This is a genomic window from Nonomuraea composti (assembly GCF_012034275.1).
Lineage (GTDB): Bacteria > Actinomycetota > Actinomycetes > Streptosporangiales > Streptosporangiaceae > Nonomuraea > Nonomuraea composti.
In genome coordinates, this window is the sequence record NZ_JAATEP010000022.1 from 95275 (window position 1) to 116511 (window position 21237).

At 71.3% G+C, this 21237-nt stretch carries 20 protein-coding genes; 10 read left to right on the forward strand and 10 right to left on the reverse strand.

All coding sequences use genetic code 11. The features are described from left to right. The first annotated feature begins 99 nt into the window (after positions 1–99). A complete protein-coding gene (locus tag HCN51_RS28825; RefSeq protein WP_080043057.1) occupies positions 100–1098 on the forward strand; it encodes a polysaccharide deacetylase family protein in 999 nt (332 codons plus the stop codon). Here HCN51_RS28825 and HCN51_RS28830 read toward each other — a convergent pair. After that, positions 1092–2219, reverse strand: a complete 1128-nt coding sequence (locus tag HCN51_RS28830) for a saccharopine dehydrogenase family protein (RefSeq protein ID WP_168013448.1) — start codon at positions 2217–2219, stop codon at positions 1092–1094. The two genes, HCN51_RS28825 and HCN51_RS28830, sit on opposite strands and share 7 nt — an antisense overlap. A 165-nt stretch (positions 2220–2384) precedes the next feature. Here HCN51_RS28830 and HCN51_RS28835 point away from each other — a divergent pair, with 165 nt between their 5' ends. After that, positions 2385–4427, forward strand: coding sequence for a serine/threonine-protein kinase (locus HCN51_RS28835; protein WP_168013451.1), 2043 nt, complete (start codon positions 2385–2387; stop codon positions 4425–4427). A gap of 57 nt (positions 4428–4484) precedes the next feature. Next, positions 4485–5471, forward strand: a complete 987-nt coding sequence (locus tag HCN51_RS28840; protein WP_168013453.1) for a malate dehydrogenase — start codon at positions 4485–4487, stop codon at positions 5469–5471. 297 nt (positions 5472–5768) lie between these two features. On the opposite strand, the gene galE is transcribed toward HCN51_RS28840, so the two are convergent. Beyond that, positions 5769–6716 carry a UDP-glucose 4-epimerase GalE gene (gene galE, locus HCN51_RS28845; protein WP_168013455.1) on the reverse strand — a complete coding sequence of 316 codons (948 nt, stop codon included), beginning with the start codon at positions 6714–6716 and terminating at the stop codon, positions 5769–5771. A gap of 86 nt (positions 6717–6802) precedes the next feature. On the opposite strand from galE, the gene HCN51_RS28850 reads away from it, so the two are divergent. Continuing rightward, positions 6803–8116 carry a hemolysin family protein gene (locus tag HCN51_RS28850; protein ID WP_080043052.1) on the forward strand — a complete coding sequence of 438 codons (1314 nt, stop codon included), beginning with the start codon at positions 6803–6805 and terminating at the stop codon, positions 8114–8116. A gap of 14 nt (positions 8117–8130) precedes the next feature. Further along, the gene (gene trpS / locus HCN51_RS28855) at positions 8131–9135 is read left to right on the forward strand and encodes a tryptophan--tRNA ligase (protein WP_206068000.1); all 1005 of its coding nucleotides are present in this window, start codon (positions 8131–8133) and stop codon (positions 9133–9135) included. Between the two features lie 101 nt (positions 9136–9236). Here trpS and HCN51_RS28860 read toward each other — a convergent pair whose 3' ends face one another. Together HCN51_RS28860 and HCN51_RS28865 are read right to left on the reverse strand one after the other, a co-directional pair. Then, positions 9237–9488, reverse strand: coding sequence for a response regulator (locus tag HCN51_RS28860; RefSeq protein WP_168013457.1), 252 nt, complete (start codon positions 9486–9488; stop codon positions 9237–9239). Then, positions 9485–10582 carry a histidine kinase gene (locus HCN51_RS28865; RefSeq protein ID WP_168013459.1) on the reverse strand — a complete coding sequence of 366 codons (1098 nt, stop codon included), beginning with the start codon at positions 10580–10582 and terminating at the stop codon, positions 9485–9487. Before HCN51_RS28865 ends, HCN51_RS28860 begins: the two co-directional genes overlap by 4 nt. 98 nt (positions 10583–10680) lie before the next feature. Between HCN51_RS28865 and HCN51_RS28870 the strand changes: the two genes are divergently transcribed. Further along, positions 10681–11502: an alpha/beta fold hydrolase gene (locus HCN51_RS28870; RefSeq protein ID WP_206068001.1), complete on the forward strand. Its 822-nt coding sequence runs from the start codon at positions 10681–10683 to the stop codon at positions 11500–11502. 169 nt (positions 11503–11671) lie between these two features. Here the strand turns inward: HCN51_RS28870 and HCN51_RS28875 are convergent, their stop codons facing one another. The 3 genes from HCN51_RS28875 to HCN51_RS28885 form a co-directional block, all read right to left on the reverse strand. Beyond that, positions 11672–11938, reverse strand: a complete 267-nt coding sequence (locus HCN51_RS28875) for a hypothetical protein (RefSeq protein ID WP_168013463.1) — start codon at positions 11936–11938, stop codon at positions 11672–11674. A 292-nt stretch (positions 11939–12230) separates the two neighbouring features. After that, on the reverse strand, positions 12231–13421 hold the full coding sequence (locus HCN51_RS28880; protein WP_080043047.1) for a helix-turn-helix domain-containing protein: 1191 nt from the start codon (positions 13419–13421) through the stop codon (positions 12231–12233). Positions 13422–13502: 81 nt separating this feature from the next. Continuing rightward, the gene (locus tag HCN51_RS28885; protein WP_346433834.1) at positions 13503–13958 is read right to left on the reverse strand and encodes a MarR family winged helix-turn-helix transcriptional regulator; all 456 of its coding nucleotides are present in this window, start codon (positions 13956–13958) and stop codon (positions 13503–13505) included. 92 nt (positions 13959–14050) lie between these two features. Between HCN51_RS28885 and HCN51_RS28890 the strand changes: the two genes are divergently transcribed. Next, positions 14051–14908 carry a haloalkane dehalogenase gene (locus HCN51_RS28890; protein ID WP_168013465.1) on the forward strand — a complete coding sequence of 286 codons (858 nt, stop codon included), beginning with the start codon at positions 14051–14053 and terminating at the stop codon, positions 14906–14908. A 16-nt stretch (positions 14909–14924) separates the two neighbouring features. Here HCN51_RS28890 and HCN51_RS59845 read toward each other — a convergent pair whose 3' ends face one another. Next, positions 14925–15428 (reverse strand): MarR family transcriptional regulator, encoded by a 504-nt coding sequence (locus tag HCN51_RS59845; protein ID WP_168013467.1) that lies wholly within the window; start codon positions 15426–15428, stop codon positions 14925–14927. A 61-nt stretch (positions 15429–15489) separates the two neighbouring features. Between HCN51_RS59845 and HCN51_RS28900 the strand changes: the two genes are divergently transcribed. Together HCN51_RS28900 and HCN51_RS28905 are read left to right on the forward strand one after the other, a co-directional pair. Next, positions 15490–16770: an amidohydrolase family protein gene (locus HCN51_RS28900; RefSeq protein ID WP_168013477.1), complete on the forward strand. Its 1281-nt coding sequence runs from the start codon at positions 15490–15492 to the stop codon at positions 16768–16770. Between the two features lie 28 nt (positions 16771–16798). Continuing rightward, on the forward strand, positions 16799–17803 hold the full coding sequence (locus tag HCN51_RS28905; protein WP_168013479.1) for a YihY/virulence factor BrkB family protein: 1005 nt from the start codon (positions 16799–16801) through the stop codon (positions 17801–17803). 384 nt (positions 17804–18187) lie between these two features. On the opposite strand, the gene HCN51_RS28910 is transcribed toward HCN51_RS28905, so the two are convergent. Further along, a complete protein-coding gene (locus HCN51_RS28910) occupies positions 18188–19375 on the reverse strand; it encodes a D-alanyl-D-alanine carboxypeptidase family protein (protein ID WP_168013481.1) in 1188 nt (395 codons plus the stop codon). Positions 19376–19458: 83 nt separating this feature from the next. Here HCN51_RS28910 and HCN51_RS28915 point away from each other — a divergent pair, with 83 nt between their 5' ends. Then, the gene (locus HCN51_RS28915) at positions 19459–19692 is read left to right on the forward strand and encodes an SCO4848 family membrane protein (protein WP_346433835.1); all 234 of its coding nucleotides are present in this window, start codon (positions 19459–19461) and stop codon (positions 19690–19692) included. Positions 19693–19820: 128 nt separating this feature from the next. Here HCN51_RS28915 and HCN51_RS28920 read toward each other — a convergent pair whose 3' ends face one another. Then, positions 19821–21173, reverse strand: coding sequence for a peptide ligase PGM1-related protein (locus tag HCN51_RS28920; RefSeq protein WP_168013483.1), 1353 nt, complete (start codon positions 21171–21173; stop codon positions 19821–19823). Between the last annotated feature and the right edge of the window lie 64 nt (positions 21174–21237).

A 21237-nucleotide genomic window follows, 5' to 3' on the forward strand; every position in this document is an offset into this window, starting at 1 on the left:
GCGTGGCGGTGTTGATCACGTGGGTATGAGCCAGCTCAAGAACAGTCGTACGCGTTTCGGGGGGTTCGGATGCGACTGAGAATTTTGGGTGGGCTGGGGGTGCTCACTGCCGCCGTGATCCTGACCGGCTGCGACTCTCAGCCGGACACCACGAAGCTGGCCGGGACCAAGGTGGACGCCGCCGCCAAGCTGAAGGCGACCAAGGCGGCCAAGGTCAAGAACGCCGCCAAGGTGAAGGCCAACGAGCTCGGGCAGATCCCGGTGCTGATGTTCCACCGGATCGTGCCGAAGCCGCAGACGACCGACGACAGATCGCCCCAGCAGTTCAGGGCGGACCTGGAACGGCTGGTGCGGGAGGACTACGTGCCGATCACGGCCGCCGAAATGGTGGCCGGCAAGATCGACATCCCGGCCGGCAAGCACCCCGTGGTGCTGACCTTCGACGACTCCTCGCCCTCACAGCTCACGCTGAACGAGATGGGCGTGCCGCAGAAGGACACCGCCGTCGCGATACTCAAGGAGGTCGCCGCCGCGCACCCGGGCTGGAAGCCCAAGGCCACGTTCTACGTCACGCGCGACATGTTCGGCAAGACCACGCGCGAGGAGCAGGCGCAGATGCTGCTCTGGCTCAAGGACAACGGCTTCGAGATCGGCAACCACACCAGCGACCACCTCAACCTGCGCGGACGCTCGCACAAGGAGGTCGAGGAGCAGATCGGCAAGATCGCCCAGCAGATCAACTCGCTGTCGTACACCAAGCCGACCACGATCGCCCTGCCGTACGGCAACCAGCCGAACAAGAAGGACTGGGCGCTGAACGGCAAGCTCTACAAGCACCAGGGGGCCTTCCTGGCCGGGTACACGCCCGCGCCGGCGCCCTTCAGCAAGTCGTTCGACGCGGCGGGCATCCCGCGCATCAAGGCCATGGACAAGAAGGGCGACTGCGCGCAGTTCTGCTCGCACGCCTGGCTCGACTGGCTCAAGAAGAATCCGGACATGCGCTACACCTCGGACGGTGACGTGCGCACGGTGGCCTATCCGAAGTACAAGGCGCCGTACCTGCGCAAGTCCTTCACCACCTGGAGCCTGCCCTACTGAACGACGCGGAAGGTGATCCCCGCGCGGTGCAGGCGCTCGATGAGGGGCCGGCCCATGGCCGAGGCCGTGGTGAGCTGGCCCGCCCGCTCGGGGACGTCGTCGAAGGCCAGGCAGAGAGCCGACTCGGCGAGCATCTTCGCGGTCTCGTCGTAGCCGGGGTCGCCGCCGGCGACCTCCGTGACGACGCGCTCGCCGCCGCCCTCGCCCAGGAACGTGACCTTGAACCAGCTCCTGGCCCGCCGGGCCGGTGACGGCCCCTCGCCGGGGCGTACCCGGCCCCGCATCCAGCGGCGGGCCGGCGGGAGCTGGGCGAGCGCCGCGAACGCGCCCGCGCCCGCCACCGTGGCCAGCGCGCGCGGCAGCGTACGGACGGCGTAGTGCTGGCGGTAGGTGAAGTCGGGGCCGTAGCGGTCGAGCAGGCGGGCGGAGTAGCCGACGATGTGCGGGTCGACGGTCGGCATGGGCAGGGCCCAGCCGCCCACGTAGCGCAGCCCGCCGGGCCGGGAGCTGACGGTGCGCCCCTTGGGCCTGGGCTCGGCCGAGCGGCGTTGTGTGGCCTGCTCGGCGGCCTGGCGGGCGCGGCCCAGCACCGTCAGCACGGTGGCCGCCGTGCCGCCCGACGGGCGCCCGTGGACGCGCAGGAAGCCGCTGACCCGCAAGGGGACGCCCTCCGGCAGCCGGGTGACCGTGTAAAGGACGCCGAGGTCCCACGGGATCGAGTCGAAGCCGCACGCGTGCACCAGCTTGGCGCCGCTGCGGGCCGCGCGGTCGTGGTAGCGCACGTACACGCGGTCCACGAACTCCTGCTCGCCCGTGAGGTCGAGATAGTGGGTGCCGGCGTCGGCGCAGGCGGCGACCAGCGGCTCGCCGTGCAACGCGTACGGTCCGACCGTGGTCGCCAGCACCCGGGTCTGCCGGGCGAGCTCCGCGAGTGAGGCCGCGTCCGCCGCGTCGGCGACCAGCACCGGCACGTCCAGCCCCAGCCGCTCCAGCCTGGCCCGGTCGCGCCCCGCCAGCGCCCAGCGGGTGCCCGGCCCCGCGGCCCTGGCGAGGTAGGCGGCCGTCAGCGCGCCGGTGAACCCGCTCGCGCCGAACAACACGATGTCGAAGGGGCGATCCATGATCCTGAGGCTTCCCCGAACGGGCGGGAGAAGCAAGGCGGGCGGGGCTCGCGATCAACGAAAGACACGAAGCCGTGACGTAGCCAAACCTTAACCGATCCCTGCGAAGTTGCCGATCGTCGTAAAGTTTGCGTCGATGGGGTTCTGTACACGTGGGGATGACGAATGCCGCAAATCTCGCCGCTGGTCGCCGGCGATCCCACCGAGCTGGGGTCCTTCCGGCTGTCCGGGCGGATCGGCGAAGGTGGCCAGGGCATCGTCTACCTGGGCGTCAACGACGCCGGTGAGCGTGCCGCGATCAAGCTGCTGCACGTCAAGTTCAGCGGCGACACCATCGCCAGGTCCCGCTTCGCCAGGGAGCTGAAGGCGGCACAGCGGGTGGCGTCGTTCTGCACCGCCCGCGTGATCGAGGCCGACCTCGACGGCGACACGCCGTACATCGCCAGCGAGTACATCGACGGCCGGCCGCTGCGCGAGGTCGTCGAGACCGACGGGCCGCTCACCGGCACGGCCCTCGACCGGCTCGCCATCGGCACCGCCACCGCGCTCACCGCGATCCACCACGCCTCGATCGTGCACCGCGACTTCAAGCCCGACAACGTGCTCATCGCCGCCGACGGGCCGCGCGTGGTCGACTTCGGCATCGCCCGGATCATCGACTCCACCGGCACGATCACCAGCCGCGCCATCGGCACGCCCGCCTACATGGCGCCCGAGCAGATCGCCGGCGACGACATCGGGCCGTTCACCGACGTGTTCTCGTGGGGGGCGACCATCGCCTTCGCCGCCACCGGGCAGGTCGCCTTCGAGGGCAAGTCGATCGCGACCGTGCTCAACCGCATCCTCAACCACGAGGTCGACGTCACGATGCTGCACGAGCCGCTGCGCGGCGTCGTGCAGGAGGCGCTGGCCAAGTCGCCGGCCGAGCGGCCGTCGGCCGACCAGATCCTGCTGCGGCTGCTCGGGCAGTCGTCGTCGGTGAAGGGGGCCTCCACGGCGGTGCTCACCCGGGGCGTGCAGGTGGCCAGCGACGACACCACGCCGTTCATCAGGGTGCCGTCCCGGTCGATCACCGACCAGCACAAGGGGTCCGTGGTGCCGCCGTCCCGGACCGGCCCCTCCACCGCCCCGTCCATCGAGGCGGGTGGGGAGGGGGCGCAGGAGCACCGGCCCGTCACGGGGCAGGGTGCGCTGCCTGCCGGTCCCGCCAGGCAGCCCGCCTTGACAGCGCCGTCGGCGAGCACGGCAGGCCACGCGGCCCCCACGGGCCCCGCGGAAGGGGGCGGGGCACCGTACGCGATGCCCGGGCCCGCGGCGCCCGCGCGGCGCGGGCGGGCGAAGGTCTGGCTGGCCGTGGCCACCGCGATCGTGCTGGTCGCCGCCGCGGCGATCGCGCTGGCGATGAACGGCGGCCTGTCCGCTCTGCGGTTCCTCCAGGGGACGGAGCCCGAGGAGACGCCCGGGCCGAAGACCGGCGCCACGTTCTCGACGGTCGCCGACAAGGTGGCGCAGACCGGGAAGATCGTGATCGGCGTCAAGGGCGACCTGCCGGGTGTGGCCCTGCAGAACGGCGACGACTTCCAGGGCTTCGACATCGAGATCGCCCAGCGCATCGCGGCGGAGCTGGGGGCCAAGGAGACCACGTTCGTCCGGGTGGGCCGCGAAGAGCGCTCGAAGGCCCTGGCCGAGGGGCGAGTGGACCTGGTCATTGCCACGTACTCGATCGACAGGAGCGAGACGCAGTTCGCCGGGCCGTACTATCTGGCGCACCAGGACCTCCTGGTACGCGCGGGCGGCGGCATCGATGAGCTCGGCGACCTGAAGGGCAAGCGCATCTGCGCGCCCAACAGCCCGTCCGTCGGCGCCGTGCAGGACAAGGTGAAGGTCGAGCCGGTCACGGCCAGCGACTACGCCGCCTGCATGGACCTGCTCAGAAGCGGCAAGGTCGACGCCGTGCCGGGCGACGACCTGATCCTGGCGGGCTTCGCGGCCAGGGAGAACATGCGGTACAAGATCCTCGGCGCCAAGCTCACCAACGAGCGCTACGGGGTGGGCATCAAGCGCGGCGACGTCCGCACCTGCCAGGCGGTGGAGGCCGTGATCGCCGACTTCTACGCCAAGGGCTACATCGAGCAGCTCCTGACCAGGTACTTCGAGAAGGTCGACTTCGAGGCGGAGCTGAAGGTGCCCGCGATGGAAACCTGCTGATGACGAGCGGGTAACATCCCAGGCGTCAACGTTCTCGCTGCGAGTTAGGGGAAGGCCATGGCGTCGTCAGCCACTGTGCCCGTCAAGGTGACCGTCACCGGAGCCGCCGGCCAGATCGGCTACGCATTGCTGTTCCGCATCGCGTCGGGGCAGCTGCTCGGCGCCGGCGTTCCGGTCAAGCTCAGCCTGCTGGAGATCCCGGCGGCGGTGAAGGCGGCCGAGGGCACCGCGATGGAGCTGGACGACTGCGCGTTCCCGCTGCTGTCGGGCATCGAGATCACCGATGACCCCAACGTCGCCTTCGACGGCGCCAACGTGGCGCTGCTGGTGGGCGCCATGCCGCGCAAGGCCGGCATGGAGCGCGGCGACCTGCTCGGCGCCAACGGCGGCATCTTCGGCCCGCAGGGCAAGGCCATCAACGACCACGCCGCCGACGACATCAAGGTCCTGGTCGTGGGCAACCCGGCCAACACCAACGCGCTCATCGCCCAGCAGAACGCGCCCGACGTGCCGGCCGACCGCTTCACCGCGATGACCAGGCTCGACCACAACCGCGCGCTGTCGCAGCTCGCCGCCAAGCTCCAGGTCCCGGTCACCGAGATCAAGAAGATGACGATCTGGGGCAACCACTCCGCCACCCAGTACCCCGACCTGTTCCACGCCGAGGTGGGCGGCAAGATCGCGGCCGAGCAGGTCGACTCCGAGTGGCTGCAGGGCACGTTCATCCCGACGGTGGCCAAGCGCGGCGCCGCCATCATCGAGGCCCGTGGCGCCTCCTCGGCCGCCTCGGCCGCCAACGCCGCGATCGACCACGTCTACGACTGGGTCAACGGCACCGACTGGACCTCGGCGGCCGTGGTCTCCGACGGCTCCTACGGCGTGCCCGAGGGCCTCATCTCGTCGTTCCCGGTGCGCGCGCAGGGCGGCACGTTCGAGATCATCCAGGGCCTGGAGATCGACGCGTTCTCCCGCGAGCGCATCGACGCCAGCGTGCGCGAGCTGGAGGAGGAGCGCCAGGCGGTCAAGGAGCTGGGCCTCATCTGAGTCCGAGCCCGCCCGTCAGTGACGCGCGCCCCCGTCGCGGGGCGCGCGTTTGGCTTTTCCGTACGGACGTGCGGCCTTTCCGTACGGACGTGCGGCCTTTCCGTACGGGCCTACGGGGGCACTTCCGGGCAGGAGGTCGGCCCGGTGGCCGGAGCGGGCTGCGGGGTGGCGAAGATCACACCCGCGGCGGCCAGGGCGCTGCACACCACGATGAGGGCACCGAAGATCAGCTTCGTGACCCTTGGTGAAAAGCTCCTCACATTTCGGTATCACAGCACACATTCCCGCTCTGTATGGTCATTTTTGAGAAAGCGCTCCCCAGGCGTCGGAGACGATGTCGCGCAGCGCCGCCCGCTCGGGCTTCCAGCCCAGCTCGCGCTGGATCCGCGCGGACGACGCGACCAGCACCGCCGGGTCACCCGGCCGCCGCTCGCCGACGACGGCGGGGATCTCGTGCCCGGTGACCTCGCGGCAGACCGAGATCACCTCCTGGACGGAGAAGCCGGCGCCGCTGCCCAGGTTGTAGATGCGGTGCTCGCCGGGCGTGATCGCCTCAAGGGCCAGCAGGTGGGCCCTGGCCAGGTCGGCGACGTGGATGTAGTCGCGCACGCAGGTGCCGTCGGCCGTGGGGTAGTCGGTGCCGAACACGCTGACCGACTCGCGCTCGCCGGTCGCCACCTTCAGCACGTTCGGGATGAGATGCGTCTCGATGTCGTGCCGCTCCCGGAACCGCCCGTAGGCGCCGGCCACGTTGAAGTAACGCAGGCTCACCGCGCCCAGGCCGCGCTGGCGCGCGTACGCGCTCAGCGCCGTATCCACGGCCAGCTTCGAGGCGCCGTACGGGTTGGTCGGGCGCGTCGGGTCGTCCTCCTCGATGGGCGAGCGCTCCGGCTCCCCGTACGTGGCCGCCGTCGAGGAGAACACGATGCGCCCCACGCCGTGCTCCCGCATGGCGTCGAGCAGCCCGAGCGTGCCCCCGAGGTTGTTGGCCCAGTAGAGCCCCGGGTTCTGCACCGACTCGCCCACCAGCGACTTGGCCGCGAAGTGCAGCACCGCGTCGACGCCGTCGAGCGCCTGGCCGGCCTCGGTGATGTCGGCACGGACGAACCGCGCGCCCTCCGGCACGGCGTCCTCGTGCCCGGTCGACAGGTCGTCGAGCACGGTCACCTCGTGGCCCGCCTCGATGAGCTGCGCCGCGACCACGCTGCCGACGTATCCGGCGCCTCCGGTGACGAGCAGTCTCATGTGTACTCCTGTTCAGATATGTTTGATTTTGTAAGGGTCGCCGTTCAGCATACGCGGGAAGGCCGACGAGTACGCTGCCAACCACCATGTTTGACACCGTCGCGGCCAACATCGCCCTGGTCCTGCTGTTCATCCTGATCGGGGGCTTCTTCGCCGCCGCAGAAATCGCCATGGTCTCCCTGCGCGACAGCCAGGTCCGCAAACTCTCGCAGCGGGGTCGCCGCGGCGAGCGCGTCGCCAAGCTGGCCCGCGACCCCAACAGGTTCCTGTCCGCCGTGCAGATCGGCGTGACCGTGGCCACGATGTTGTCGGCCGCGTTCGGCGCCGACCGGCTCGCGGCGCAGCTCGTGCCCGTGCTGGAGCGCTGGGGCGTGCCGGGGGCCGTGGCGCCCGTGCTGGCCCTGGTGCTGGTGACGCTGGCCATCTCGTACGTGTCGCTGGTGCTCGGCGAGCTGGCCCCCAAGCGGCTGGCGTTGCAGCGGGCCGAGGGCCTGTCCTTGTACGTGGCGCCGTTCCTCGACCGCATCGCCGCCCTGTCGCGCCCGATCATCTGGATGTTGTCGAAGTCCACCGACGGCGTGGTGCGGCTGCTCGGCGGCAACCCGCAGGCCGACAGGGAGGAGGTCACCACCGAGGAGCTGCGCGACATGGTGGTGGGCCACACCGACCTGACCGCCGACGAGCGCAAGCTCATCGCCGAGGTCTTCGCCGCCGGGAAGCGGCAGCTCAGGGAGGTGATGCTGCCGCGCACCGAGGTCGAGTTCATGGAGGCCGACACGCCGCTCGACCAGGCCGCCAGGCTCGCCGCCACACTCCCGCACTCGCGCTTCCCCGTCTTCCGCGACAGCTACGACGAGGTCATCGGGTTCGTCCACGTGCGCGACCTCCTCGACCCCGAGCTGATCGGGCGCACCGAGCCGATCAGCGCGGTCGTGCCGATCAGGGCCGCCAAGTTCGTGCCCGCCTCCAAGCGCCTGCTCACCACCCTGAACGAGATGCGCGACGAGGGCCAGCACCTGGCCATCGTCGTCGACGAGTACGGCGGCACGGCCGGCATCGTCACCATGGAGGACCTGGTGGAGGAGCTGATCGGCGACATCAGGGACGAGTACGACGTCGAGGAGGACGTCGTCATCCTGCCCGCCGGCGAGATCGAGATCGACGGCCTGACGAACCTCAACGACTTCGCCACCGAGACCGGCATCCGCCTGCCCGACGGCCCGTACGAGACGCTGGCCGGCTTCGTCATGGCGATGCTGGGCCACGTGCCCGCCGTGGGGGAGCGGGTGGAGTTCTCCGGGTTCGAGCTGGCGGTCACCGAGCTGGACGGCCGCCGCATCGCCCGGGTGCGGGTGAAACGCCGACCGGCCGCCGAGTCGCCGACGGAGCAGGATTCCTGACACAATTGCCTGCTATGGCCAGACCTCGTGTACTCTCCGGCATCCAGCCCACCGCGGACTCCTTCCACCTGGGCAATTACCTGGGTGCGGTCCGCCAGTGGGTCACCATGCAGGAGACCCACGACGCGTTCTACTGCGTGGTCGATCTCCACGCGATCACCGTGCCCACCGAGCCCGACGCGTTGCGCCGGCGCAGCCGCGTGGCCGCGGCCCAGCTCTTCGCCGCGGGGCTCGACCCCGAGCGCTCCACCGTCTTCGTGCAGTCGCACGTGCGCGAGCACACCGAGCTGGCCTGGGTGCTGATCTGCCTCACCGGCATGGGCGAGGCGGGGCGGATGACCCAGTTCAAGGACAAGTCGGCGAAGTTCGGGGAGAGTGCGGCCAGCGTGGGCCTGTTCACCTACCCGATCCTCCAGGCGGCCGACATCCTGCTCTACCAGGCCGACCTGGTGCCGGTGGGCGCCGACCAGAAGCAGCACCTCGAGCTCACCCGCGACCTCGGGCAGCGCTTCAACCACCGCTTCGGCGACACGTTCACGCTGCCGCAGCCGTTCACGCCCAAGGAGGTCGAGAAGATCACCGATCTCCAAGACCCGACGGCGAAGATGTCCAAGTCGGCCTCCAGCCCCGCGGGCATCCTCGACCTGCTGGAGCAGCCGGGGCCGCTGCGCAAGAAGGTCATGCGCGCGGTGACCGACACGGGCTCCGAGGTCCTCTTCGACGAGGAGAACAAACCGGGCATCTCCAACCTGCTGCGCATCCAGTCGGCGCTGACCGGCACGCCCATCCCCGAGCTGGTCGCCCGCTACGCGGGGCAGGGCTACGGCACGTTCAAGAAGGACGTCGCCGAGACCGTGACCGAGGCGTTCACGCCGATCAGGGAGCGCACGGAGAAGCTGCTGGCCGACGAGAAGGAGCTCGACCGCATGCTGGCCATCGGCGCCGAGCGGGCCACCGCCGTCGCCAGGGAGACGATGGCGCAGGTGCGCGACAAGGTGGGCTTCCTGCCCAAGCTGTAAGCGGGGGTCACTGCCGGCCTGTCGGTCCGGGGTCACTGCCGGCCTGCCGGTCCGGGGTCACTGCCGGCCTGGGGTCACCAGGCCGGCCTCGTAGGCGGCGATCACGTGCTCAGCGCGAGCACCTTGACCTCCGGCAGCTCCGCGGTGATCCGCCCGGTCGCGGCCACGCCGTCCATCCCCGGCAGGTACAGGTCCATCAGCACCACGTCGGGGCGCAGCGCGTGGCACTGCCGCAGCGCCTCTTCGCCGTCGCCCGCCTCGCCCACCGTGGCGAGCTCCGCGGTGGTCTCCAGCAGCAGCCGCAGCCCGGTGCGGACGATGGCGTGGTCGTCCACGATCAGCACGTTGATCATGGCTGCTCCGGCAGCGGGATGCGGGCGTGCACCACGAACCCTCCTTGCGGCGACGGCCCGGCGCGCAGCTCGCCCCCGCACAGCGACACCCGCTCGGCCATCCCGGCCAGCCCCAGCCCCACCCCGACGTGGCCGGGCCTGGCCTGCCCGTCGTCGCCGACCTCCACCTCGACCAGGTTAGGCAGGTACGCCAGCCGCACCCGCGACCGGGCGCCGGCGGCGTGCTTGCGGGTGTTGGTCAGCGCCTCCTGGACGATGCGGTAGATCGCGTGGTCCACGGTCGTGGGCAGCTCCACGGCCTGCCCCGCGACCTCCAGCGTGGCGTTGCCCGACTCCTCGACCAGCGCGGGCAGCCGGGCCACGCCGACGTCCGCCTGGTCGTCCACGGGCTCGCCGTCGGTGCGCAGCACGTCGAGCAGGTGGCGCATCTCCGCCATGGCCTGGCGGGCGGTGTCCTCGCCGGTGAGCAGGGTCTGCCGGGCCCGCTCGGGGTCGAGCGGGATCGTCCGCCTGGCCACGCCCATGTAGAGGGAGATCACGCTCACGTGGTGGGCGATCACGTCGTGCAGCTCGCGGGCGATGCGGCGGCGCTCCTCGCGTACGGCGAGCTCGGCCGCCTGCTGCTGGCGGCGGTGCAGCAGCTCGGCACGCAGCCGGACGATGTGCCCGGCCGCCACCGGGGCGGCGGGGGTCAGTCCGACCGTCAGGAACGCGGCCGGCGACACGCCCTCCCAGCTCATCCGGGAGGACACCGCGCCGACCAGCACGGCCAGTGCGCCCACCGCGACCGCCGTGCGGCCGGAGGCGTGCCGGCCCACGGCGTACAGGGCGATCACCATGGCGCTGACGGGGGCGTCGTACTCGGGCGGCCGGGCGCCGGCCAGGTAGAGCGCCCCGGCCAGCACGGCGATCGGCACCGGGTGGCGGCGGCGCAGCGGCATGAGGCTCGCGCCGGCCACGGCGAGCAGCACGGTCTTGGTGGTGAGACCGTAATTCGTCACGCCCAGCTCCGCCGCCAGCACCAGCGCGGCGGCCTCGGCGTCGCCCGCCCAGGCGGGCGGGCGCCGGCGCCCCCGTAAGGCCTCGACGATCACCTTCCCAATGCACCATGAACGCCGCTGACCGCGCAAACCCATTGCCGGGTCTCCTTAGCGGCGCTAAATTCGACTTAGCGACGCTAAGGAGCGGGGCGATGATCATTACAGCGAAGACCGCCGACGGGACGGAAGCCCGCGCGATCGACGACGGCGGCGCGGGGCCCGTCATCCTCGTCCTGCACCCCGGCCTGGACGACGGCGCCTCCTGGGCGAAGGTGGCCGCGCGGCTGACCGCGCGCCACCGCGTCGTCCGCCTGCACCGCCGCCGCTACCGGCTCGACCTCGACCAGGACACCCCCTGTACGGCCGCGCAGGAGGTCGAGCACGTGCTCGCGGTGGTGCGGGCGCTCGGCGGCGGGCCGGTCGTGCTCGCTGGGCACTCCTCGGGCGCCGTGATCGCGCTGGAGGCCATGGTCGCGGCGCCGGCGGCCTTCTCCGGCGCCGTCCTGTACGAGCCGCCCGTCGTCATCGGGCCGCCCCTGGGAGGGCCTGACGGTGAGATCCACCGCCGGGCCCGCGCGGCCATCGCCGCCGACCGGCCCGGCCGGGCCATGCGCGTCTTCGTACGCGACACGGTGGGGCTGCCCGGCTGGGCCGCGCTGCTGGTGGGGTGGTTCGTGGCCGGCACGCCCCGCCTACGGGCGCTGGCCCCGCGGCAGGTCGAGGACGGTGTGGCCATGGACGCGCTGGGGGTGCGGCTGGACGCGTACGCGGGGATCTCCGTGCCGGTGGTCCTGCTCGGCGGCGACCGCAGCCCCGCGCACCTGGGGGAGCGGCTGGACGCGCTGGAGCGGGTCCTGCCCGGCGCGCGGCGCGTGCTGCTGACCGGCCAGGGGCACTCGGCCCACGCCAAGGCCCCGGACCGGGTCGCGGAGGTCGTCGCGGCTCTCGCCGCCGAGGTGTCACACGGGAGGTGAGCCCGGCGGGGGATGTCGTACGGGGGGAGGGGCCCGGCCGGGGAAGTCCACGGAGGGGCCCGGCCGGGTGTCGCATGGAGGGGGCCGGCCGGGTGTCGCACGGAGGGGGCCGGCCGGGTGTCGCACGGAGGGGGCCCGGCCCTCGTCGGCGTTCGAGGGGCCGGGCGGGTCAGCCGTTCGCCCGGTTGTTGTGCAGGAGCGCGGACTGGTGGGCGAGGGCGGAGGCGAGGGTGATGGCGTCGGAGCAGCCGATGCGTTGCCGCACCCCCTGAGCCGACAGCCGCGCGCTCACCGGCCGCAGCAGCACGGCCGTCCATCGGGCCGCGCCGGGCGCGTCGACGCGGAAGTGGATGTCCCACGCCGGGTACGTGGTGCGTAAGGCGTCGAGCTGCCGCCCCGCCAGCGACCCCTCAGCCTCGGACGGCGTCGCCGTCATCCTCTCCGCGCCGCCCGGTGCACGCGCAGGAGGGCACGCAGGGCGGCCAGTCTGTGCCTGGTGAGGCGGGTCTCGTCGTGGACGGCGGTCCACCCGGAGTGATCTCGCTCGAACGACCACCCGGGGAACTCTCGCGTAGCCTCCTGGAGCAGTCGCTCCATGACGAAATCGGCACTCGGCGCTCTGGTCATGGACGCAGAGTCGCACCGGCACGCCGGTGCGTGACGAACTCAGGCGAAAGATCTTCCTGTTCGTCTTGACCGAACTCAGAGTTCGGGGCGATCGCGTGGACTCAGATGGGGATGTCGTGACGCTCGGCGAGGTAACGCACCTCCGGCGCCCACGACGGCCTGGCCCGCCGCGCCAGCGACCGCACCATCTCGCGCAGCAGCAGCTTGTGGTCCAGCTCCTCCGGGCACTCCCGCTCGATGCGCAGCAGGTGGAGCAGGCTGGCGGCGTCGTCTCCCAGGTCCTCGCAGGCGCGGGCGACGTGGCCGAGGTGCGTGGTGCGACGCTCGATGGACGGCGTGCGGCGCAGGTCGATGTCGTCGGCCAGGTGCAGCACCGCCTCGGGGCGGCCGGTGTCGTTCTCGATGCTGGCCATGTGGATGGCGACGTTCGTGGGGCCGAAGAAGGCCAGGTCATAGGCGCCGGAGGAGTCGTCGACGCGTTCGGCCAGCCGGGCGGCGGGGCCGCGGACCCGTTCCCGCGCGTCGTCGTCGGCGCCCATGCGGGCCTCGCCGATCGCGGCGAGCAGGTGCAGCGCGCCGAGCGCCTTGATGTGGCGCTCGTCGCCGTCGCCGACGTGCGGTTCGAGCAGCTCGATGCCGCGCCGCGCCACGTCGTACGCGATCTGGTGCATGTCGTCCGACAACATCGACTGCCCCAGGTTCCAGTACGCCCACGCGATCATCAGCGGGTCGGCCGACTCCTCGGCGAAGCGCATGGCCCGGTCGGCGGCCAGGTGCGCGAGGTCCACCCGGCGCAGGTGCTTGAGCACCCCTCTGGCCAGCAGGTACGCGTCGGTGGCCACGTTGCACGAGCGCTGGGTGTGATCGAGCGCGAGCCGTTCGGCGTCGGTGACCAGGGACGGCAGCGCCGCCATGAGGATCGAGTAGCGGCGCGTCGAGGTGAACCAGGCGTTGCGGGCCGCCGCCACCCGCTCGGCGAGCTGCTCGGCGTCGGGCGGCTCGATGTCGGGCCCCAGCGACCGGCTGGTGAACAGGGCCCGCTCGATGTCGCTGATCTGTGGCCGGCTCGGCTCGTGGGAGTCGCGCGGGGTCTCACCCAGCAGGACGGCGGTGCGTACGCCGAGCACCTTGGCGATCTCCCGCAGCAGGGGGAGCGAGGGGGTGCGCTTGCCGTGCTCGATGAGCTCGATGTGCCTGGCGGTGCAGCCTGACTGGGTGGCCAGTGCGGTGGTGCTCATGCCCCTGCGCTCGCGCTGGAGCCGGACCATCTGCCCGGTGCTGATTTCGGCCATGGGCTCGGCCTCTCCTGGTTCGGTCCCGACTGCACACAGGCTAGGGCTCCCGATGTCCCGCTGCCATGGTTTCCGCCCTGCTCAGGCCGTATTCCGTGGTGAATGGTGGGCCAGCAGCCGGGCCAGCAGAGCGGAGAATTGCTCGCGTTCCGGTCCGGTCAGGGGCGCGAGCAGGTCGTCCTGGAAGCCGGAGATCAGCTCGTCGAGCCGTTCCAGGTGCCGGCGGCCGGTGGTGGTCATGGTGATGACGTTGCGGCGGCGGTCGGCGGGGTCGGGGGCGCGCTCGACGTGGCCGCGCTCTTCGAGCTCGTTGACGACGGCGACCATGTCGCTGCGGTAGACGCCGGTGCGCCTGCTCAGCTCGGCCTGGCTCATGGGGCCGTGCTCGCGCAGGGCGACGAGGGCCGCGTAGTGCCACTTGCGGGCGTCCTCGGCGGCCAGCCCTTCGCTGACGAGCCGGTCGGCGTACATCGCGAGCAGGGACAACATCCGGCTGGGCAGGGCGCGGAGCGGCTCGGGAGCGTCCTCGTGAGTCACGGCGCGATCCTAGCGGTTGCGTTAGTGAGACTAACGATGTAGTTTCGTTGGTGTCGCCAACGTTAGTCGTACGAACGAATGAGGGATCCATCATGCCGACGATCGATGTGCTCGATTCCGCCATCCACTACGAGGAGTCCGGGGAGGGCGTGCCCTTCGTCTTCCTGCACGGCAACCCTGCCTCGTCCCGCATCTGGCGCCACGTGCTGCCGGGCGTCGCCGCGCCCGGCCGCCGGCTGCTCGCCCCCGACCTGATCGGCATGGGCCGCTCGGGCAAGCCCGACCTGGCCTACCGGTTCGCCGACCACGCCCGTTACCTCGACGCCTGGTTCGACGCGCTGGGCCTCGACGAGGTGGTGCTGGTCGGCCACGACTGGGGCGGCGCGCTCGCCTTCGACTGGGCGGCCCGCCATCCAGGGCGTACGCGCGGCGTGGCGTTCCTGGAGACCTTCGTCCGGCCCCTGAGCGGCGCCGACCTGGGCGAGGCGCCGCGGGCCAGGGCCGAGCTGATCAGGAGCGCCGAGGGCAAGTCGCTGGTCCTCGACCGCAACCTCCTGCTGGAGACCGCGTTCACCGGGGGCGTGCTGCACCCGCTGAGCGAGGAGGAGCGGCGGCCGTACCTGGAGCCCTACCCGACCAGGGAGAGCCGGCGACCGCTGCTGGAATGGGCGCGCTCGCAGCCCATCGACGGCGAGCCCGCCGACGTGGTCGAGCGCATCGAGGCCTACGGCGCGTGGCTGGCGGGCAGCGGCGAGGTGCCCAAGCTGCTGCTCACCTTCGACTCCTCGCCGACGCTGCTGATCACGGAGCCGATGGCCGCCTGGTGCGCCGGGCACATCGCCGCCCTCGACATCGAGCACTGCGGCCCGGCGGGCCACCACGCGCCGGAGGACAGCCCCGACGCCATCGCCGCCGCCGTCGCGGCCTGGGCGGGCAAGCAGGGCTGGTGAGTCTCGAGGGGATGTCTCAGCGGTAGCGGCGGCGTCCCATGTGGGACAGGACCTCCCGCAGGGCGTCGGCCGCCTGCCGGATGCTCTCCTCAGGGGTGCCGGCGCTCACGTCCTGGTAGGCGACGGCGGTGCTCTCCAGCGCCGCGTCCGCCATGCACCGGCCCTCGGCGGTGAGCTGCACCCAGCGGCTGCGCGCGTCGCCCTCGTCGGCCTCGCGATCCACGTAGCCGGCCGAGCCGAGCCGCTGCAGCACGTTGCTGATGCCGCCCGAGGTGAGGAAGAGCGACTTGGCCAGCTCGCTGGGCCGCATCCGGCCCGACGGCGCCCGGGCCAGCGCCGCCAGCACGTCGAACTCGGCGTACGTCAGCCCCAGCTCCGCCAGCTCGGCCTTGATCGCCTGCTCGAACAGCAGGTGCAGGCGCGAGATGCGCTTGCCCAGCTCCAGCGTGGCGATGAGCGACGACGACAGGCCCGCCTCCTGCCAGCGGGGCACCAGTGCGTCGACCTCGTCCGGTTTCACGCGATCGAGGATACCCACCGCCACATTGCTTTTCTAAAAGCTATCTCCTAAGCTTTTCGCCATGGCATCCACCATCCTGATCAAGAACGGGATCGTCATCGACACCGAGCCCGAGCCCGTGGTGCTGGGCCGGATGGACGTCCGTGTCGACGGCGAGACGATCACCGCGGTCGCCCCCGGCCTGCCCGCCGAGCCCGGCGCCGAGGTGATCGACGCGACCGGGCGGCTCGTCCTGCCCGGCTTCGTCGACACGCACCGGCACACCTGGCAGGCCGGCATCAGGGCGGTCGCGCCCGACATCGACTTCGGGTCATACCTGCGCCGCGTCCTCACCGAGCTCGCCCCCCGCCACCGCCCGCGCGACCTGCACGCGGGCAACCTGGCCGGCGCGCTCGAATGCCTCGACGGCGGCGTCACCACGCTGCTCGACTGGTCGCACGCTCAGTTCACCCCCGAGCACACCGACGCCGCCGTGCGGGCCCTGCGCGAGTCCGGCATCAGAGCCGTCTTCGGCTACTGCTACGGCGGCCCGCCCGGCGGGCTGACCAAGGAGACCCGCCGCGTGCACGAGACGCACTTCACCGAGCCCGGCCTGCTCACGATGGCGGTCGCCGCCCTCGGGCCCGAGATCATGAGCGAGGAGCACGCGCTGGAGGAGTGGCGCGTGGCCGCCGAGCTGGGCCTGCCCGTCACCGCCCACCTGGGTGGCCACGGCAGGGAGAGCGCCGCCAAGGGGCTGGCGTTCCTGGAGGGGCACGGGCTGCTGGCCACGCCCACCACGTTCGTGCACGCCCTCCACTACACCGACGAGGAGCTGCGGCGCCTGGCCGCCGCCGGCGCCACCGCGTCGGTCTCCCCGGTCGACGAGATGAACCTCGGCCTCGGCTACCCCACCACCGGCGCCCTCAGAGCGGCCGGCCTGCCCACCGGGCTCAGCGCCGACACCGTCGTGTGCTCGCCGGGCGACATGTTCAGCCTCATGCGCACCGCCCACCTGCTCGAACGCGGCCGCCCCGGCGGCGCGGGGCTCGGCTTCACCACCCGCGACGCGCTGCGCATGGCCACCATCGAAGGCGCCCAGGTGGTCGGCCTCGGCGACGTCGTCGGCTCCCTGCGGCCCGGCAAGCAGGCCGACCTGCAGCTCCTGCGTACCGACCGGCTCGGCATGGCCTGCGCGCACGACCCCATCGGCGCGATCGTGCTCAACGCCGACACCTCCTGCGTGGACACGGTCATGGTCGCGGGGCGTGTCGTCAAGAGTGGTGGGCAGTTGCTCCATCACGACCTGGAGACTGTCCTCGCGGTCCTGGCGGAGAGCGCCGAGGCGGTGGTCGCGATGTGAGCGCCGCTGTGGGAAGAAGAGGGGTGTGATGGCGAGTCTGACCGAACGCGTCGAGTCGGTGAAGGCCTGGGGTCGCCGCAAGCTCGACTACTGGCGGGTACGCAGGCTCTCGCTCGACCACCTCATCCGGGCGGCGCAGCGCTACCAGCTCCAGTCCGGCGACCGGCTGGCCGGTGCGGTCACCTACTTCGCGTTCCTGTCCTTCTTCCCGCTGCTGGTGCTGGGCTACTCCGTGCTCGGCTTCGTCGTCGCCACCAGCGAGACCACCAGGAAGGCGATGCAGCAGGCCATCGCCGAGCGGCTGCCCGGCATCATGGACAAGCTCGACTTCAACCTCGAGCACATCGCCGAGGCCAAGATGACCGCCGGCATCATCGGCCTGCTCGGCCTGCTCTACGCCGGGCTCGGCGCGCTCGACGCGCTGCGCGGGGCGCTGCGCGAGATGTCCATGACCACCACGCCGCCACTCGACTTCTTCCTCGGCAAGCTCCGCGACCTCGCCTCCCTCCTCCTGCTGGGCGTCACCGCCATCTCCTCCGTCCTCATCGCCGGGTTCGCCACCACCGCCACCGACCACGTCATGAAGCTCGTGTTCGGCGGCGACACCACGCTCGGCCGGATGACGCTGCGGATCGCCGGGGTCGTGGCCAGCGTGGGGGCCGACTGGCTGCTGTTCGTGATCCTGCTCGGCTGGGTCGCCCGCCCCACCCAGCCGTTCCGCGTCATCGCCAAGGGCGCGCTGCTCGGCGCCATCTCCTTCGGGGTGCTCAAGCAGATCGCGACGCTGCTGCTGGCGAGCACGATGGGCAACGTCGTGTACGGCGCGTTCACCGCCATCGCCGGCCTGCTGGTCTGGATGAACTTCTCGGCCCGGCTCATCCTCTTCGTCGCCGCCTGGACCGCCACCTCCGGCCTCTGCCCACCCCCCGCCCCTTCACCGATCCCCTCCACGGAGGTCGCCAGCCCACCCGGCGACGGCCCGGCCCCGATGCCGGAACGAGCACGCAGGGCAGACGAACCGTCAGAGGCTTGAAGGGGGCAAATCGCCAGGAGCCCGGCCTGGGCGGGCGGCGCGCCCATGCCTGAGGAGCCCAGGGGCAGCCCCGCCCGATGCTCAGAGGGACCCCAGGGCGGCCCGCTCCGATGCCGGAGGGGGCGCAGGTCGTCAGGAGCCGACCGCAGGCAGCCCTGACCCGATGCCGGATCGCCGGGCGGGTGGGTGAGCCGTCGGAGCCTGGCCGGGGCGCGGATTGCCGAGAGCCCGCCGGATGCCGGAGCGGGCCGGGCAAGGCGGGCGAGCCGTCAGGGACTGGCCCGGGCGCGGATCGTCCCTAGCTCGCCGGGTAGGCCCGCCCGATGCCGGTGCGGGCCGGGCGGGTGGGCGAGCCGTCAGGGGGGCTGGCCGGGAGGCGAGGTGTCAGGAGCCGGAGCGGCTGCGTTTGCGGCGGATGCCGTAGCCGACCCAGATGAGTCCGAACAGGAGGCCGCCGCCGATCACCAGTGAACCGACCGTCTTGGTCGAGTCGGTCTGCTTTGAGGCGGCCGTGTCCAGCAGCGGTGGCTGGGCGGCCGGAGTGACCGAAATGCCCGGCGACGCCGCCGCGTTCGGTGCGGCCGGTGCGCCCGATGTGGCCGGTGCGGCGGATGGCTGCTGCTGGCCGGGGGCCGCGAGGGCTGAGGCGGGAAGGGGGTCCACGAGCCGGCCGACCGGGGTGACCTTGCCGCGTACGGAGAAGCCCCAGTCGAGGAGCTGGGTGACCTCGTCCCAGAAGCCGCCTTCGTGGCGCATGATGCTCACCACGATCGTGTGCCCGCCCCGCGTGGCCGCGCCGACGAAGCTGGCCTGGGCCTTGGACGTCCAGCCGTTCTTGACACCGATCATCCCGTTGTAGCGCCAGAGCAGCTTGTTGTGGTTGCTGATCTCGTAGTAGCCCTTGGGCGCCGGGAACTTGGCGATCTTGGTGCTGATGTAGCGGCGGAAGTCGGCGTTGGCGAGGCCGGCGCGGGCGATCAGCGCCAGGTCGTACGCCGAGCTGCTCTGCCCCGGCTTGTCCAGGCCGCTGGGCGTCTTGGCCACGGTGTCGTACGCCTGCAGCCGCCTGGCCTCGGCGTTCATGTCGTTCATGGTCTGGGCGAGGCTGCCGTTGGTCTCGGCGAGCGCCATGGCGGCGTCGTTGCCGGACGACATCATCAGCGCCTTGAACAGGTCGTCCACCTTGTAGGTGGTCTTCGGGGACAGGCCGACCGCGCTGCCCTCCTGGTTGCAGGCGTTGTGGCTGGGCCTGATCCGGCGGTTCTTGTCCAGCTTGGGGATCAGGGTGACGGCGGTCAGTGTCTTGAGCGTGCTGGCCGGCAGGTAGCGCCCGTGGGCGTCCTTGGCGGCGAGCACCTCACCCGTGTCGGCGTCCGCGACCACGTACGAAGTAGCCTTGCTCTTGGGCGGCTTCTTGACGCCCGTGGGGGCGACCAGGCCGCGGCTGCCCAGCGCCTCACCGCCGATCGGCGCCGTCGGCTCGGTGTGGGCCGCCGGGTCGGCGTGGGCGGTCGCGCCGGTGAGCGTGACCGCGGCGATGAGTGCCGTGACCGGCACGAGTTTCGTCCACATGGCGGTCTCAGCGTAGCTCCGTGTTAATGCGCATGTGGCGACACATCCCCCGAAGATCCACCTTCGATGCTAGAGAGGTACATGTGTCACGAAAGATCGCCGGTTTCCTCATCGTCCTCGGCGCGTTCATGATCTTCGAGTGGGTGAATCTGGGGTTTAACTTGGCCGATGGGCATCCCACCAGCTTCTACGTGGTGCACGGGGTGTTGATCGCGGTGAACGTCGTTCTCGGCGTGGTGCTGGCGGTGATCGGCTGGCGTGGGCTGCGCGGCTCCCAGGCCAAGGATCGTGACGGACTGCGCGGCTCCCAGGTCTAAGGCAAGGCAGCCGGCTTACGTAGCTCTCAGGGGCGCGGGCCTCAGGGTCGTGGGGATCAGGGGCGCGGGCCTCAGGGTCGTGGGGATCAGGGGCGTGCGCGTCAGGGGCGGGCTTCAGGGCCGCGTGCTCAGGGGCCGCACAGGAGGCGGCGGGTGAGGGCGTGGAGTTCGTCGGCCTCCTCCCGGGAGTTGCCGATCGAGGTGAAGCCCAGCTTGCCGTGCTCCGGGATGGCGCCGAGCAGGTGGAAGACGTTGCCGGTGCGGCGTTCGGCGTCGAAGCCGATGCCGAGCCGGTCGGCGGTCCGCATCACCTCACCGGGCGTGCGCCCGCGCAGGCAGCCGGAGGCGCAGTTGTCGGTCGCCGTGTAGAACTTCGGCTGGTCGCCGGACATGAGGTGGCCGGTGGCCGGGTCGTACGTGGCGCCGGTCGTCAGGAGGGCGGCGCCGAACGGGTGGGTGGTGCCGCCGATCCGGAGGTTGATCTCGCACAGCAGCGCCGCGTACCCGGCGTCGGCCTTGAGGGCGAAGAAGTCCATGCCGAACAGCCCGATCACGCCGCGCTCGGCCAGGATGTCGGCGATGCGCGCGGCCGACTGGCCGACCTCGGCGCGGTACTCGGGGGCGGCGGGGAACGTGCAGCCCTGGTAGACGTGCCCGTTGGGGCCGCCGAGCACCTGGTCGTGGGTGGCGAGCACCCGGGCCTGCCCGCCGGGCGTGATTTGAGCCAGCGCGCTGGGGTAGTAGAGCGGCCTATGTTCGATGAACTCCTCAACCACGGCCCCCCGGTCCCGGATCTTGCGCAGGTAGTTCTCCCAGGTCTCGCCGGCGGCGGAGAAGTTGGTCAGCGACCTGTCGGCCTTCGTGACGATGGCGTTGCCGAGCCCGGAGTAGGCGTCGTTCAGCTTGACGATCACCCGCTCGCCGGGCAGTGCCTCCAGGGCCTCCTCGATCTGGAGCTCCGAACGTACGTCGCCGAAGCCGCGCGCCATCGGGACGCCCGCCTCATGTCCCACTTCCCGCGCCCCGCTCTTGGAGCCGTAATAGGAAAGGGACGTCGCGGGCCCGTAGAGGGGAACGTTGAGTAGCGAGGCGAGCTCCTCCTCGAGCTCGCTGAGCACGAACGGGACCAGCCAAGCGTCCCCGTCGATCGCCGCGCGCACGCGCTCGACGGCGTCGGGCCGGTCGAGCAGGGTCCTGGTCAACGGCTGGGACCAGGGGTCGTCGAGGCTGATCAGCGTCAGACGCTTGGCGGCGTCATCCGGGTCGGGCAGGAAGGCGAAGTAGTACTCGATGATGTCGGGATCGACGGGCGCGGAGGAGAGATAGACCACCTTGACCCCGGGCTCCCGGAGCGTGAGCAGGAGGAACAGCAGGCGTTCCTCGTACGACCTGGCCGCCGTGATGCGGCGGAGCTCATCCTGCGGGAGGGAGAGCGAGGGTACGACCACCAGGGTCCCCTCACTCGGCTCGAAGATGCTCAACCCAGCACTCTTCTCCCCGAACGGGATATTAGTGATCATATAGCGAGTGAAACACGCATTCTTC